We start from the raw sequence: 13,886 nt of genomic DNA, 5'->3' as shown, positions 1-13,886 counted from the left end.
GAATCTTGTTATCCGTCCGAATCCAGTCAGCCCCGAAAGGCGTCATCGGACGAAAGGCGAAGGGCACGGACCCTTCGCCTTTTTAAGCGTTTACGCGCCGACTACGATCGGCCTTGCCAGAGGCGGGACGGCGGCGCTTGCAGGCGCGATACCGGCTTCGAACTCTGGACGGAAGTATTTGATGGCACTGCCCAACGGCTCCACGGCACCCGGTGCGTGAGCACAGAAGGTCTTGCCCGGGCCGAGGAAGTTGACCAGACCCAGCAGGGTCTCGATGTCGCCTGGCTGACCGCGGCCTTCTTCGATGGCCATCAAGAGCTTGACGCTCCATGGCAAACCATCACGGCACGGGGTGCAGAAACCGCAAGACTCACGGGCAAAGAACTGCTCCATGTTGCGCAGCAGCGAGACCATGTTGACGCTGTCGTCCACCGCCATGGCCAGGCCGGTACCCATCCGGGTGCCCACTTTGGCGATGCCGCCGGCGTACATTTGTGCGTCGAGGTGTTCTGGCAGGAGGAAACCGGTACCGGCGCCACCTGGCTGCCAGGCCTTGAGTTTGAAACCGTCGCGCATGCCGCCGGCGTAGTCTTCGAACAACTCGCGACCGGTGACGCCGAATGGCAGTTCCCACAGGCCCGGGTTTTTCACTTTGCCGGAGAAGCCCATGAGCTTGGTGCCCATGTCTTCGCTGCCTTCGCGGGCCAACGATTTGTACCAGTCAACGCCGTCGGCAATGATCGCCGGCACGTTGCAAAGGGTTTCGACGTTGTTCACGCAAGTCGGCTTGCCCCACACGCCGACGGCGGCAGGGAAGGGCGGCTTGGAGCGCGGGTTCGCGCGGCGGCCTTCGAGGGAGTTGATCAGCGCGGTTTCTTCACCGCAGATGTAACGCCCGGCGCCGGTGTGGACGAACAGCTCGAAATCGAAGCCGCTGCCCAGAATGTTTTTACCCAAAAGGCCAGCAGCCTTGGCTTCTTCCACGGCACGGTTGAGGTGCTTGGCGGCGGTGGTGTATTCGCCACGCAGGAAGATATAGCCACGGTAGGTTTTCAGCGCGCGAGCACTGATCAGCATGCCTTCGATCAGCAGATGGGGCAGTTGCTCCATCAGCATGCGGTCTTTCCAGGTGTTCGGCTCCATTTCATCCGCGTTGCACAGCAGGTAGCGGATGTTGATGGATTCGTCTTTGGGCATCAGGCCCCACTTCACGCCCGTAGGGAAGCCTGCACCGCCGCGACCTTTCAAGCCTGCGTCCTTCACGGTCTGGACGATGGCGTCCTGATCCATGTCGGCGAAGGCTTTGCGCGCAGCGGCGTAACCGTTCTTGGCCTGGTATTCGTCGAGCCACACGGCTTCGCCGTCGTCACGCAGACGCCAGGTCAGCGGGTGAGTCTCGGCCGAACGCTGAATGCGGTTGGCAGGACCGAAAGATGTCAGGGTCATACGTAGCCCTCGAGCAGTTTGGCCACGCCAGCAGGCTGTACGTCGCCAAAGGTGTCGTCGTCGATCATCAGCGCCGGTGCCTTGTCGCAGTTGCCGAGGCAGCATACAGGCAGCAGGGTGAAACGACCGTCGGCGGTGGTCTGACCCAGGCCGATGCCCAGATTGTTCTGGATTTCGCTGACCACCGACTCGTGGCCGCCGATGTAGCAGACCATGCTGTCGCAGACGCGAATGATGTGACGGCCGACCGGCTGACGGAAAATCTGGCTGTAGAACGTCGCCACACCTTCAACGTCGCTGGCCGGGATGCCGAGGATTTCGCCGATCGCGTATAGGGCGCCGTCCGGCACCCAGCCGCGTTCTTTCTGAACGATCTTCAGGGCTTCGATCGACGCCGCGCGCGGGTCTTCGTAGTGATGCAGCTCGTGCTCGATGGCCGAGCGCTCGGTTTCACTCAGGGTGAAACGGTCTGTCTGGATAAGCGTGCTGTTCATGCTTAGCGGTCCACGTCGGCCATAACGAAGTCGATACTACCCAGGTACGCAATCAAGTCCGCGACCATGCTGCCTTTGATCACCGAAGGGATCTGTTGCAGATGCGGGAAGCTCGGAGTACGGATCCGGGTACGGTAGCTCATGGTGCCGCCGTCGCTCGTCAGGTAATAACTGTTGATGCCCTTGGTCGCTTCAATCATCTGGAAGGATTCGTTAGCCGGCATGACCGGGCCCCACGAAACTTGCAGGAAGTGCGTGATCAAGGTTTCGATGTGCTGCAGCGTGCGCTCTTTCGGCGGCGGCGTGGTCAGCGGGTGATCCGCCTTGTACGGGCCTTCCGGCATGTTGCGCATGCACTGGTCGATGATCTTGATGCTCTGGCGCATCTCTTCGACGCGCACCATGCAGCGGTCGTAGGCATCGCCGTTGGCGGCCAGCGGTACTTCGAACTCGAAGTTCTCGTAGCCGGAGTACGGACGCGCTTTACGCAGGTCGAAATCGCAACCGGTCGAACGCAGGCCAGCACCGGTGACGCCCCATTCCAGGGCTTCTTTGGTGTTGTACTGGGCGACGCCGATGGTACGACCCTTGAGGATGCTGTTCTGCAGGGCAGCCTTGGTGTATTCGTCGAGGCGTTTTGGCAGCCATTCAACGAAGTCTTTCACCAGTTTTTCCCAGCCGCGCGGCAGGTCGTGCGCGACGCCACCGATGCGGTACCAGGCCGGGTGCAGACGGAAACCGGTAATGGCTTCGATCACCGTGTACGCCTTCTGGCGGTCGGTGAAGGTGAAGAACACCGGAGTCATCGCACCCACGTCCTGGATGTACGTCCCGAGGAACAGCAGGTGGCTGGTGATCCGGAAGAACTCGGCCATCATGATGCGGATGACGTCGACCTTCTCGGGCACCTTGATGCCGGCCAGCTTCTCGACCGAGAGCACGTACGGCAGGTTGTTCATCACGCCGCCGAGGTAGTCGATACGGTCGGTGTACGGAATGAAGCTGTGCCACGACTGACGCTCGGCCATCTTCTCGGCACCACGGTGGTGGTAACCGATGTCCGGCACGCAGTCGACGATCTCTTCACCGTCCAGCTGCAGAATGATGCGGAAGGCACCGTGCGCAGAAGGGTGGTTCGGGCCGAGGTTGAGGAACATATAGTCCTCGTTGGCCCCGGAACGCTTCATGCCCCAGTCTTCAGGACGGAAGCGCGCGGCTTCTTCCTCAAGCTGTTGCTTGGCGAGGTTGAGGCTGTACGGATCGAATTCGGTGGCGCGCGCCGGGAAGTCCTTGCGCAGCGGGTGACCTTCCCAGGTCGGCGGCATCATGATGCGCGACAGGTGCGGGTGGCCTTTGAAGTCGATGCCGTACATGTCCCAGACTTCACGCTCGTACCAGTTGGCGTTCGGCCAGATGCTGGTGACGGTCGGCAAGCTCAGGTCGCTCTCGGACAAGGCGACTTTGATCATCACGTCACTATTACGCTCGAGCGACATGAGGTGATAGAACACGGTGAACTCGGCGTCCGATGGCAGCCCTTGACGCTTGGTGCGCAGACGCTCGTCCACGCCGTGCAGGTCATAGAGCATGACGTACGGCTTGGGCAGGTTGCGCAGGAAAGTCAGGACTTCAATGAGCCTGGCGCGCGCGACCCACAGCACCGGCATGCCGGTGCGGGTCGACTGAGCGGTGAACGCCTCGGCGCCAAAACGGTTGTTGAGTTCGACGACCACATCCTGGTCGTCTGCCTTATAAGGCGGGATGTACAGAGCGCTGCCTGTAGTCATGGTTATTTTTTCGCTTTCGGTCAACGTAAAGAATGAAGCCAGCTTCTCGTTTCTTTGTCAGAACAGATCTGGATCAGACTTCGTCAGGGCTGCGCAGGTTGGTGACTGCGATTCGCTGTTCGCGGCGCTGTTCCTTCTGCGAAGGCATGTCGGCGCGATAAACGCCTTGATCACCAACGACCCAGGAAAGCGGACGACGCTCCTGTCCAATCGATTCCTGCAGCAGCATCAAGCCTTGCAGAAACGCTTCTGGACGAGGCGGGCAGCCAGGTACGTAGACGTCCACGGGCAGGAACTTGTCCACCCCTTGAACCACCGAGTAGATGTCGTACATGCCACCGGAGTTGGCGCACGAACCCATGGAGATAACCCATTTCGGCTCGAGCATTTGCTCGTAGAGACGCTGGATGATCGGCGCCATCTTGATGAAGCAGGTACCGGCGATAACCATGAAGTCGGCCTGACGCGGTGATGCCCGGATCACTTCGGCGCCGAAGCGCGCGATGTCGTGGGGCGCCGTGAAGGCGGTGGTCATTTCCACGTAGCAGCACGACAGACCGAAGTTGTACGGCCACAGGGAGTTCTTACGTCCCCAGTTGACCGCGCCACTCAGCACGTCTTCCAGCTTGCCCATGAAAATGTTTTTGTGGACTTGATCTTCTAACGGATCGGAAACGGTTTCCCGTTCGCCAATCGGATACTGCTCGTTAGGAGCATCGGGGTCGATCCTGGTGAGATTGTATTGCATTGCCAAAGCCTCATTGTTTCAGCTTCGCCTGCCGCTTGCGACGAGCTTCCGGAGCCCAGTCAAGGGCGCCCACTCGGAACAGGTAGACAAGACCTGCCAACAGAATTGCTATGAAAACGAGAGCTTCGACGAATCCGGTCCAGCCGCTTTCGCGGACGGACACAGACCATGCAAAGAGAAAGAGGGCTTCGATATCGAAGATCACGAAGAGCATCGCGACCAGATAGAATTTGGCTGAGAGCCGCAAGCGGGCGCCACCGGTAGGTAGCATGCCCGACTCGAACGGTTCGTTTTTGCTGCGGCCCCAGGCTTTTGACCCAAGGAGGCTGGAGACGCCAAGCATGAAGGCACACAGGCCGACGACACCCAGAAGGAAAATGGCAAAGCCCCAGTTGTGGGCCATGAGTCCTGTCGCTTCGGGCATGCTGGTAATCCTTAACAGAGAGCAAAGGTCTCTGAGCTTGATAAAGAAATAGGCAGTGACGATATGTCGCAGCAATCAATCGCGCTGATTTTATGGCTAAACACCCTGCAAGTAAAATTCCTATAGCGAAATTATTTATTGGAATAAGGACATAGCGCATCTCCAATGCCCTGCAGCCCATGCGTTGCGGGCATTAGGCGGGTTTATGCAAATAATGTTTTGTCGGCAATGTAACGAACATAGTTTCGGCTAAATGATAATTGATATCGTTTGCGGTGGATTTGTAACTGTTTAACGGGATGTCAGTTGGGAAGTTGTCTTACTTGCACGTTACTGCAAGTAGCGACGGTGCCCGTTTTAGCGGATTTTTCTGACGGTTGTACCGCTCTGGATCAATGTTTTCTCTCCCGGGCTGAAGAGAAAACCTGTGGGAGCGAGCCTGCTCGCGAAAGCGGTGTGTCAGTCACCACGTGTGCAAGCTGGCACAACGCATTCGCGAGCAGGCTCGCTCCCACAGGGGATTGATGGTGTCTGGGAGATTGTCTCGGGCAAAAAAACGCCCCGAACCAGTCGGGGCGTCAGTTTTGCGGCTCTGCGGTTAGCTTTCTATACGATCCGCAAAGGCCGTTTGCTCAGCGAAGCCGAATCAGTGGAACTGTTCTTCTTCGGTCGAACCGGTCAGTGCGGTGACCGACGACGAGCCACCCTGGATCACAGTGGTCATGTCGTCGAAGTAGCCGGTGCCCACTTCCTGCTGGTGAGCCACGAAGGTGTAACCCTTGGCGGCGTCAGCGAATTCCTGCTCTTGCAGCTTCACGTAGGCAGTCATGTCGTTGCGGGCGTAGTCGTGCGCCAGGTTGAACATGCTGTGCCACATGTTGTGAATGCCGGCCAGGGTGATGAACTGGTGCTTGTAGCCCATGGCGGACAGTTCGCGCTGGAACTTGGCGATGGTCGCGTCGTCCAGGTTTTTCTTCCAGTTGAAGGAAGGCGAGCAGTTGTACGACAGCAGTTGGTCCGGGTATTCCTTTTTGATCGCTTCAGCGAAGCGACGGGCTTCTTCCAGGTCCGGCTTGGCGGTTTCGCACCAGATCAGGTCGGCGTACGGAGCGTAAGCCAGGCCGCGGGCGATGGCTTGATCCAGGCCAGCGCGAACCTTGTAGAAACCTTCCTGAGTGCGCTCGCCAGTCACGAACGGCTGGTCGTACGGGTCGCAATCGGAAGTCAGCAGGTCAGCAGCGTTAGCGTCAGTACGAGCCAGAATGATGGTCGGAGTACCGGCAACGTCGGCAGCCAGACGTGCAGCGGTCAGCTTCTGTACGGCTTCCTGAGTAGGAACCAGTACTTTACCGCCCATGTGACCGCATTTTTTCACGGAAGCCAGTTGGTCTTCGAAGTGAACGCCGGCGGCGCCTGCTTCGATCATGCTCTTCATCAGCTCGTAAGCGTTCAGCACGCCGCCGAAACCGGCTTCGGCGTCCGCCACGATTGGCGCGAAGTAGTCGATGTAGCCATCGTCGCCCGGGTTCTTGCCGGCTTTCCACTGGATCTGGTCAGCACGACGGAACGAGTTGTTGATGCGCTTGACCACGGTCGGCACCGAGTCCACCGGGTACAGCGACTGGTCCGGGTACATGGATTCTGCGGAGTTGTTGTCCGCAGCCACTTGCCAGCCCGACAGGTAGATCGCCTGGATACCGGCTTTGACCTGCTGAACAGCCTGGCCGCCGGTCAGGGCGCCCATGCAGTTGACGAAATCTTTCTCTGGGCGGAAGGACGGCTTGGCACCCTGGGTGACCAGGTTCCACAGCTTCTCGGCGCCCATTTTCGCGAAAGTGTGCTCAGGTTGAACCGAGCCACGCAGACGGACGACGTCAGCAGCGGAGTAAGTGCGTGTCACGCCTTTCCAGCGCGGGTTTTCAGCCCAGTCTTTTTCAAGGGCTGCAATTTGCTGTTCGCGTGTCAGTGCCATGGAGATAAACCTCGTCGCGTCTTTATGAAAAGTTGTTCTGCGGTGGAAAATTCCTGCGCTCGCTGACCAGAAGCTTAGGTGGTCAAGTCGGATTCGGCGGGGTAGGCGACGGGATGAACGATGGGCTCGAGGGGAAGTGAGCAGGTAGTGGCGGACTGCGGGCGCATTCGGGCGTCGTGGGCCTTTATACGGTCTACAGCGTGAAGCCGGGTTACCTAATTACGCTTCCGTCCCTCGGGACAACTTCGTTCCAGTCGGCAACCTCGTCAAACACACCTTGTGGGCGGTACAGACACGAAACGGTTCGCGGGGTAGGTGCGAACATCGATTCGAAGGCCCTTGACAGGGCCTCTGATTAGCGGGAGCGAGGCCATCATGCCTTCGCTTTTTGGGCTCGTCAAACGTTTTGTAGTGCTTTTTTTAGGGCACTACATCTTTCGTCTAATACGACTAATCAGTCAGTTTTCGGTGCTTTAGTCCAAGGCGTCGACTTTCACCCGCAAGGTCATGTCATCCCGACCTTGAGTCGAGTAACTGCGGGTCAGGTCCTGTTTATCGGCCTGAGTCTGGCGATTCACGCCGGCGAGGGTGATCCACTCGCCGAGGCGCCCGCTGACAGTTGTGTCGGTGCTTTGCACGTTCACTACATCAGGACGTTCCTGGCTCATGCGGTCACGGTTGGTACTGATCGCCAGGTGAACGATGTCGCCGGTGACGCTGGCGGTGACATAGAAACCCTGGGTCACGTTGCGGTATTGGGTCTGGCTGCTGTAATCGCCGTAGGAATTGGTCTGGCTGCTGGTGATCGGCACACTTTGACCGACTTGAATCAGCGCCGGCATGCCGTCGGTGGCCTGTACCTGCTGCACGCCGCCGTCACGGCTGGCGGTGCTGCGGCTGATGATTCGAGTCTGGTTCGGCTGGGCGCCATTGACCGAATAACCTTCGTCGCCACGGCCATTGTTTTCGTTGGTGTCGACGGTAATCAGCAAACGCTTTGGCGCAGTGTCGAGTTGGGTGATCAGCGCCTTGAGTTCCTGAATCTTGTCCGGCTCGGCCTTGATGATCAGTTGGTTGCCGTAGGCGCTGACCTGACCGTCCTTGCCGAGGAAGTCTTGCGCCATTGGCAACATGTCAGCGCTGGTGCGGTAATTGAGGGGCACGATTTCTGTGGCTGCCATCACCGAAAAACTGCAACCGAGCAGCAGGGTGGTGAGCAGGGTGCGTAGGGACATGTCCGTTATCTCCGCTTTCGAAAGGCTTGATATTGCCAGTTTGTCGGCCTGGGGTGGGGCAAGTTGAATCGTAGACAGCAAAACGCCCCGGCATCCGAGAATGGCGGGGCGTTTTGACGGTGTTCACATACTGTTTTTGTGGCGAGGGAGCTTGCTCCCGCTGGGGCGCGAAGCGGCCCTGAAAATCTGGGGTCTGCTACGCAGCCCAGCGGGAGCAAGCTCCCTCGCCACAGGGTTTCGCCTGTACAGGATCTCTGCTGATCAGGCCGAATGCCGAACCATGTCGACATGCGGAATCCCGGCTTCAAGGAATTCCTCGCTGATCAGGTTGAAACCCAGGCGCTCATAGAACGCCGTGGCCTGCACCTGAGCGCTGAGCATCTGCTGCTGCAAGCCGCGCGTTTCTGCTTCAGCAATCACCGCTTGCATCAGCGCATCACCGACCTTCATGCCGCGCCAGTCTTTCAGCACCGACACCCGGCCGATGTGCCCATCGGGCAGAAGGCGTGCAGTGCCGATCGGAAAATCGCCTTCAAACGCCAGGAAATGCACGGCGGTCGCGTCATCCGCGTCCCATTCCAGCTCAGGTGGCACCGATTGCTCGGCGATGAACACCGTTTCACGAATGCGCCGGATCTCGGCGATGTCCTTCTGCCAGTCTGCGACACGAACGCGAATCTTATTCATCGGCGAACCCCAAGCTACCTTGCTTGACCAGTTGGCACAGCAGGCTGCAACCGTCTTCGTCGTTCAGCCACTCACCGAGGTTGTCGGTGTGCAGGGCGTCAGCGGCGCAGATCAGCTTCAGCAGTTCGCGCAGTTTGCCCGGCAGGTAACGGCTCTGACCGCTGGCGAACAGCAGCAGGTCATCATCGACCTCCGACCAGGCCAGACGCGCGCTCGGGTTGCGGATCAGCACGGCGCCGTCCTGCAGAGCGGCGAGGAAGTCTTCTTCTTCGATCTCTTCCGGGCCGACCACCAGTTCCGGGTAGCGCGGCTCGGTCATGTACTGGCCGAACCAGGTCAGCAACAGGCGCTCGTCGCTCATGTGCTCGGCGAGCAGGGCTTTCAGGCGATCCAGTGCATCGTGTTGAATCTGATGCGGATCGGCTGCAGGCTGTGCATCGGCGTCGGTGTAGCGCTCTTCGTCAGTCAGGAACTGGCTGAGGAAGTCGGTGAAGTGAGTCAGCACTTCGGAAGCGCTTGGTGCGCGGAAGCCGACCGAGTAGGTCATGCAGTTGTCGACCGCAACACCGCAGTGGGCCAGACGCGGCGGCAGGTAGAGCATGTCGCCCGGCTCCAGCACCCACTCTTCGGTCTCGTGGAATTCAGCGAGGATGCGCAGGTCCGCGTGCTGCAGCAGCGGGCTCTCGGAGTCGCACATCTGGCCGATTTTCCAGTTGCGCTTGCCGTGACCCTGCAGCAGGAACACGTCGTAGTTGTCGAAGTGCGGACCGACGCTGCCACCCGGGGCGGCGAAGCTGATCATCACGTCATCGACGCGCCAGCTCGGCAGGAAGCGGAAGTTTTCCAGCAGTTCGCTGACTTCCGGGACGAATTGGTCGACCGCTTGAACGAGCAGGGTCCACTCTTTTTCCGGCAGTTTGCTGAATTCATCTTCAGCGAACGGGCCGCGACGCAGTTCCCATGGACGCTCGCCGTGCTCGATGACCAGGCGCGATTCGACTTCTTCTTCCAGGGCCAGGCCGGCCAGTTCGTCGGCGTCGATCGGGCTTTCGAAGTCAGGAATCGCCTGACGGATCAGCAGTGGCTTTTTCTGCCAGTAGTCGCGCAGGAATTCGCGTGCTGTGAGGCCGCCCAGAAGTTGAAGAGGAATATCGGAATTCATATGTAACCTATTGAAAAAAAGCACTTTTCAGACGGGAATAAAAACGCCCGGCGCGGCCGGGCGTCTCAAACGGATCAAGCGGTCGATCAGATGCGTTTGGCTTGCGCTACAGCGTTACCGATGTAGTTGGCCGGAGTCAGTTGCTTGAGCTCGGCTTTCGCCTCGGCAGGCATGTCCAGGCCGTCGATGAAAGTCTGCAACGCTTCAGGGCTGATGCCTTTGCCGCGGGTCAGTTCTTTCAGCTTCTCGTACGGGTTTTCGATGTTGTAGCGGCGCATCACGGTCTGGATCGGCTCGGCCAACACTTCCCAGCAAGCGTCGAGGTCAGCGGCAATCTTCTGCTCGTTGAGCTCCAGTTTGCTGATGCCTTTGAGGCTGGCTTCGTACGCGATCACGCTGTGGGCGAAGCCGACACCGAGGTTACGCAGTACGGTGGAGTCGGTCAGGTCGCGCTGCCAGCGGGAGATCGGCAGTTTGCTCGCCAGGTGCTGGAACAGTGCGTTGGCGATGCCCAGGTTGCCTTCGGAGTTTTCGAAGTCGATCGGGTTGACCTTGTGCGGCATGGTCGACGAACCGATTTCGCCAGCGATGGTGCGCTGCTTGAAATAACCCAGGGAGATATAGCCCCAGATGTCACGGTCGAAGTCGATCAGGATGGTGTTGAAACGCGCAATGGCGTCGAACAGCTCGGCGATGTAGTCGTGCGGTTCGATCTGCGTGGTGTACGGGTTGAAGCCCAGGCCCAGTTCGTCTTCGATGAAGGCGCGGGCGTTGGCTTCCCAGTCGATCTGCGGGTAGGCCGACAGGTGAGCGTTGTAGTTGCCGACAGCGCCGTTGATCTTGCCCAGCAGCGGTACGGCAGCGACTTGGGCGATCTGGCGCTCGAGACGGTAAACCACGTTTGCCAGCTCTTTACCCAAAGTAGTCGGGGAGGCCGGTTGACCGTGGGTGCGCGACAGCATCGGCACGTCAGCGAAACGGATGGCCAGTTCGCGGATGGCGTTGGCGGTCTGGCGCATCAGCGGCAGCATCACGTCGTCACGGCCTTCGCGCAGCATCAGGGCGTGAGACAGGTTGTTGATGTCTTCGCTGGTGCAGGCAAAGTGGATGAACTCGCTGACCTTGGCCAGCTCCGGCAGCTTGGCCGCCTGCTCTTTGAGCAGGTATTCGATCGCTTTGACGTCGTGGTTGGTGGTGCGCTCGATCTCTTTGACGCGCTCGGCGTGCTCCAGCGAGAAGTTTTCAGCCAGTTCATTGAGAACGGCGTTGGCCTCGGCGGAGAAGGCTGGCACTTCAGGGATACCAGCGTGGGCGGCCAGGCGCTGGAGCCAGCGCACTTCAACCAGAACACGGGCACGGATCAGGCCGTACTCGCTGAAAATCGGGCGCAGGGCCTGGGTTTTGCCGGCGTAGCGGCCGTCAACAGGGGAAACCGCAGTGAGCGAAGAAAGCTGCATGGGGTGTTCTCGGACAGTCGGGCAACGAAATGGGGCGCGTATCATACATGAAAAAATCCGCCGGTCCGTTGCCAACTGACCGGCGTATTACGCGTTACAGACTACAAAGCTTTTATTGCGCGGCGTTTTACTCGCTGCGCATCAATGGATACAGCTCTTTGAGCAGCTTGCGCCGGCTGATCACTAACTGCCAGCGATGGCCACCGAGCTGCCGCCACAGCCGCGCCGAACGAATGCCAGCGAGGAGCAGGGCGCGAATCTTCGAGGCATTGCTTGGCTGCTGCAGGTTGCGCATATCGCCGTGGACCTGAATGCGTTGGCGCAAGGTGCTCAGGGTGTCCTGATACAGCGCGCCGCAGGCCGCGACCACGTTTTCGTGGGCCGGACCAAAGTGCTCGACCTGCGACTGAATCTGCGGCAAACGCTTGCCGATGATGTCGAGCATGTCGTCACGTTTGGCCAGTTGACGCTCAAGGCCGAGCATCGACAGGGCATAACGCAATGGCTCGCGCTGCAACGTGCTCGGATCGCGCTCGAGGGCGCCGATCAGTGCGCGGTAGCCCTCGCGCAGATTGATGTCGTCGCCACCGTAAACATCCAGTGTGTCCTTCGGGTCGCGCACCAGCAGGCTGCCGAGCATGCAGCTCAGGCCGGCTTCGTTGGTCTGGCCGGTCTTGGCGATCCGGTCGACCAGTACGGCGGCGAGAAACACGCCGCCGAGCGCCGTCAGTTGTTCCTGAGTCGGGCTCATGCCTGGCTGCTCCACGGCTCGGCGACTTCGATCACGCCGCCACCGAGGCAGATTTCACCGTCGTAGAACACCACGGACTGGCCCGGTGTGACCGCGCGTTGCGGCTCGTCGAACACGGCGCGGTAGCCCGTCGCGGTTTTTTCCAGGGTGCAGGCCTGATCGCTCTGGCGATAACGCACTTTCGCCGTCAGGCGCAGCGGCTGGCTCAGGTCGATCGGGTTGACCCAATAGATTTCCGAGGCGAGCAGGGCGCTGGAGAACAGCCACGGATGGTTGTTGCCCTGGCCGACGATCAGCTCGTTGGTGTCCAGATCCTTGCGCAGCACGTACCACGGCTCGTCGCCGGCGTCTTTCAAGCCGCCGATACCGAGGCCCTGACGCTGACCGATGGTGTGGTACATCAAGCCGTGGTGACGGCCGATGACTTCGCCTTCGGTGGTCTTGATCTCACCCGGTTGCGCTGGCAGGTATTGCTTGAGGAAATCGCTGAAGCGACGCTCGCCGATGAAGCAGATCCCGGTGGAATCCTTCTTCTTGGCAGTCGCCAGCTCGTATTTCTCGGCAATCGCACGCACTTCCGGCTTTTCCAGTTCGCCGACCGGGAACAGGGTCTTGGCGATCTGTTCGCCGCCCACGGCGTGCAGGAAGTAGCTCTGATCCTTGTTCGGATCGAGGCCTTTGAGCAGTTCGGTGCGGCCATCGATGTCGCGGCGGCGCACGTAGTGGCCGGTGGCAATCAGGTCAGCGCCGAGCATCATGGCGTAGTCGAGGAACGCCTTGAACTTGATCTCGCGGTTGCAGAGGATGTCCGGGTTCGGCGTGCGACCGGCCTTGTATTCGGCGAGGAAGTGCTCGAACACGTTGTCCCAGTACTCGGCGGCGAAGTTGGCGGTGTGCAGCTTGATGCCGATTTTGTCGCAGACAGCCTGAGCATCCGCCAGGTCGTCCATGGCGGTGCAGTATTCCGTTCCGTCGTCTTCTTCCCAGTTCTTCATGAACAGGCCTTCCACTTCATAGCCCTGCTCGATCAGCAGGAGAGCGGAAACGGAAGAGTCCACGCCGCCGGACATGCCGACAATGACGCGCTTCTTGGATGTGTCAGAAGGGGCTGGATCACGCATAGGGATTCAATGAGTGTCTTGAAAAAGGACGCGATTCTAGCAGGCTCGCGGCCTCAAGGCTAAAGAGAAGGGCGGATCAGTTCGAGGCTGAAGTGATGACCGGCCAGATAATCGTCGATGCAACGGATGATCAGCTCGCTGCGCCAATTGTCGGGTTGGGCGATTAATTCGTCACGGGTCAGCCACTTGGCGCCGACGATGCCGTCGTCGAGTTGATAATCGGGGTGGTGTTGCACGGCTTTGGCGCTGAAGCACACGCGCTGGTAGGTCACGCCATTGCTCGGCGCGGTGTACAGGTAAATGCCAATGACGCCGGTGGGCTCGACGTCCCAGCCGGTTTCTTCGAGGGTTTCGCGCACGGCGGCATCGATCAGGGTTTCGTCCGGGTCGAGATGGCCGGCGGGCTGGTTGAGCACGTTACGCCCGGCTTTGTGCTCTACGACCATCAGAAAGCGACCGTTGTCCTCGACGATGGTGGCGACGGTGATGTGGGGGAGCCATTCCATAAAACCTTCCTCAAATTTCAAGGTTGAAACGCAATCAAAATGTGGGAGCGAGCCTGCTCGCGAAAGCGTTGGGTCAGCCAATGAAGATGCTGAATG

13 protein-coding genes are annotated in these 13,886 nt (G+C 59.5%); all 13 read right to left on the bottom strand.

The window, feature by feature from the left end:
* Positions 1-90: 90 nt before the first annotated feature.
* The gene (gene nuoF / locus BK670_RS15395; RefSeq protein WP_102357810.1) at positions 91-1,446 is read right to left on the bottom strand and encodes an NADH-quinone oxidoreductase subunit NuoF; all 1,356 of its coding nucleotides are present in this window, start codon (positions 1,444-1,446) and stop codon (positions 91-93) included.
* Positions 1,443-1,940: an NADH-quinone oxidoreductase subunit NuoE gene (gene nuoE / locus BK670_RS15390; protein WP_003223804.1), complete on the bottom strand. Its 498-nt coding sequence runs from the start codon at positions 1,938-1,940 to the stop codon at positions 1,443-1,445. Before nuoE ends, nuoF begins: the two co-directional genes overlap by 4 nt.
* Before the next feature lie 2 nt (positions 1,941-1,942).
* Complete coding sequence (gene nuoC / locus BK670_RS15385; protein WP_123450777.1) at positions 1,943-3,727, bottom strand: NADH-quinone oxidoreductase subunit C/D; 1,785 nt, start codon at positions 3,725-3,727, stop codon at positions 1,943-1,945.
* A 73-nt stretch (positions 3,728-3,800) separates the two neighbouring features.
* The gene (locus BK670_RS15380) at positions 3,801-4,475 is read right to left on the bottom strand and encodes a NuoB/complex I 20 kDa subunit family protein (protein ID WP_003223809.1); all 675 of its coding nucleotides are present in this window, start codon (positions 4,473-4,475) and stop codon (positions 3,801-3,803) included.
* Positions 4,476-4,485: 10 nt separating this feature from the next.
* The gene (locus BK670_RS15375; RefSeq protein ID WP_003223812.1) at positions 4,486-4,899 is read right to left on the bottom strand and encodes an NADH-quinone oxidoreductase subunit A; all 414 of its coding nucleotides are present in this window, start codon (positions 4,897-4,899) and stop codon (positions 4,486-4,488) included.
* A gap of 646 nt (positions 4,900-5,545) precedes the next feature.
* The gene (gene aceA / locus BK670_RS15370) at positions 5,546-6,871 is read right to left on the bottom strand and encodes an isocitrate lyase (RefSeq protein ID WP_016775277.1); all 1,326 of its coding nucleotides are present in this window, start codon (positions 6,869-6,871) and stop codon (positions 5,546-5,548) included.
* 473 nt (positions 6,872-7,344) lie between these two features.
* Positions 7,345-8,106, bottom strand: coding sequence for a secretin N-terminal domain-containing protein (locus BK670_RS15365; RefSeq protein WP_123450776.1), 762 nt, complete (start codon positions 8,104-8,106; stop codon positions 7,345-7,347).
* 261 nt (positions 8,107-8,367) lie between these two features.
* Positions 8,368-8,793, bottom strand: a complete 426-nt coding sequence (locus BK670_RS15360; RefSeq protein ID WP_123450775.1) for a GNAT family N-acetyltransferase — start codon at positions 8,791-8,793, stop codon at positions 8,368-8,370.
* Positions 8,786-9,955, bottom strand: a complete 1,170-nt coding sequence (locus tag BK670_RS15355) for a ribosomal protein uL16 3-hydroxylase (RefSeq protein WP_123450774.1) — start codon at positions 9,953-9,955, stop codon at positions 8,786-8,788. The genes BK670_RS15360 and BK670_RS15355 overlap by 8 nt, the downstream gene beginning before the upstream one ends.
* A gap of 86 nt (positions 9,956-10,041) precedes the next feature.
* Entirely contained in the window at positions 10,042-11,412 is a 1,371-nt protein-coding gene (gene purB, locus BK670_RS15350) for an adenylosuccinate lyase (protein WP_003223822.1), read from the bottom strand.
* A 127-nt stretch (positions 11,413-11,539) separates the two neighbouring features.
* Complete coding sequence (gene hflD, locus BK670_RS15345) at positions 11,540-12,163, bottom strand: high frequency lysogenization protein HflD (RefSeq protein ID WP_122600567.1); 624 nt, start codon at positions 12,161-12,163, stop codon at positions 11,540-11,542.
* A complete protein-coding gene (gene mnmA / locus BK670_RS15340; RefSeq protein ID WP_103386161.1) occupies positions 12,160-13,284 on the bottom strand; it encodes a tRNA 2-thiouridine(34) synthase MnmA in 1,125 nt (374 codons plus the stop codon). The genes hflD and mnmA overlap by 4 nt, the downstream gene beginning before the upstream one ends.
* A 59-nt stretch (positions 13,285-13,343) precedes the next feature.
* The gene (locus tag BK670_RS15335; RefSeq protein ID WP_123450773.1) at positions 13,344-13,790 is read right to left on the bottom strand and encodes an NUDIX hydrolase; all 447 of its coding nucleotides are present in this window, start codon (positions 13,788-13,790) and stop codon (positions 13,344-13,346) included.
* Positions 13,791-13,886 lie beyond the last annotated feature (96 nt).

The sequence above is a fragment of the Pseudomonas fluorescens genome (assembly GCF_003732425.1).
Classification (GTDB): Bacteria; Pseudomonadota; Gammaproteobacteria; order Pseudomonadales; family Pseudomonadaceae; genus Aquipseudomonas; species Aquipseudomonas fluorescens_BE.
This window is presented reverse-complemented; position numbering and strand designations above follow the sequence as displayed.

Excerpts from the sequence above, each read along its gene's own strand:
- nuoF (WP_102357810.1), bottom strand. The coding sequence starts at position 1,446 with ATGACCCTGACATCTTTCGGTCCTGCCAACCGCATTCAGCGTTCGGCC.
- nuoE (WP_003223804.1), bottom strand. The coding sequence starts at position 1,940 with ATGAACAGCACGCTTATCCAGACAGACCGTTTCACCCTGAGTGAAACC.
- nuoC (WP_123450777.1), bottom strand. The coding sequence starts at position 3,727 with ATGACTACAGGCAGCGCTCTGTACATCCCGCCTTATAAGGCAGACGAC.
- BK670_RS15380 (WP_003223809.1), bottom strand. The coding sequence starts at position 4,475 with ATGCAATACAATCTCACCAGGATCGACCCCGATGCTCCTAACGAGCAG.
- BK670_RS15375 (WP_003223812.1), bottom strand. The coding sequence starts at position 4,899 with ATGCCCGAAGCGACAGGACTCATGGCCCACAACTGGGGCTTTGCCATT.
- aceA (WP_016775277.1), bottom strand. The coding sequence starts at position 6,871 with ATGGCACTGACACGCGAACAGCAAATTGCAGCCCTTGAAAAAGACTGG.
- BK670_RS15365 (WP_123450776.1), bottom strand. The coding sequence starts at position 8,106 with ATGTCCCTACGCACCCTGCTCACCACCCTGCTGCTCGGTTGCAGTTTT.
- BK670_RS15360 (WP_123450775.1), bottom strand. The coding sequence starts at position 8,793 with ATGAATAAGATTCGCGTTCGTGTCGCAGACTGGCAGAAGGACATCGCC.
- BK670_RS15355 (WP_123450774.1), bottom strand. The coding sequence starts at position 9,955 with ATGAATTCCGATATTCCTCTTCAACTTCTGGGCGGCCTCACAGCACGC.
- purB (WP_003223822.1), bottom strand. The coding sequence starts at position 11,412 with ATGCAGCTTTCTTCGCTCACTGCGGTTTCCCCTGTTGACGGCCGCTAC.
- hflD (WP_122600567.1), bottom strand. The coding sequence starts at position 12,163 with ATGAGCCCGACTCAGGAACAACTGACGGCGCTCGGCGGCGTGTTTCTC.
- mnmA (WP_103386161.1), bottom strand. The coding sequence starts at position 13,284 with ATGCGTGATCCAGCCCCTTCTGACACATCCAAGAAGCGCGTCATTGTC.
- BK670_RS15335 (WP_123450773.1), bottom strand. The coding sequence starts at position 13,790 with ATGGAATGGCTCCCCCACATCACCGTCGCCACCATCGTCGAGGACAAC.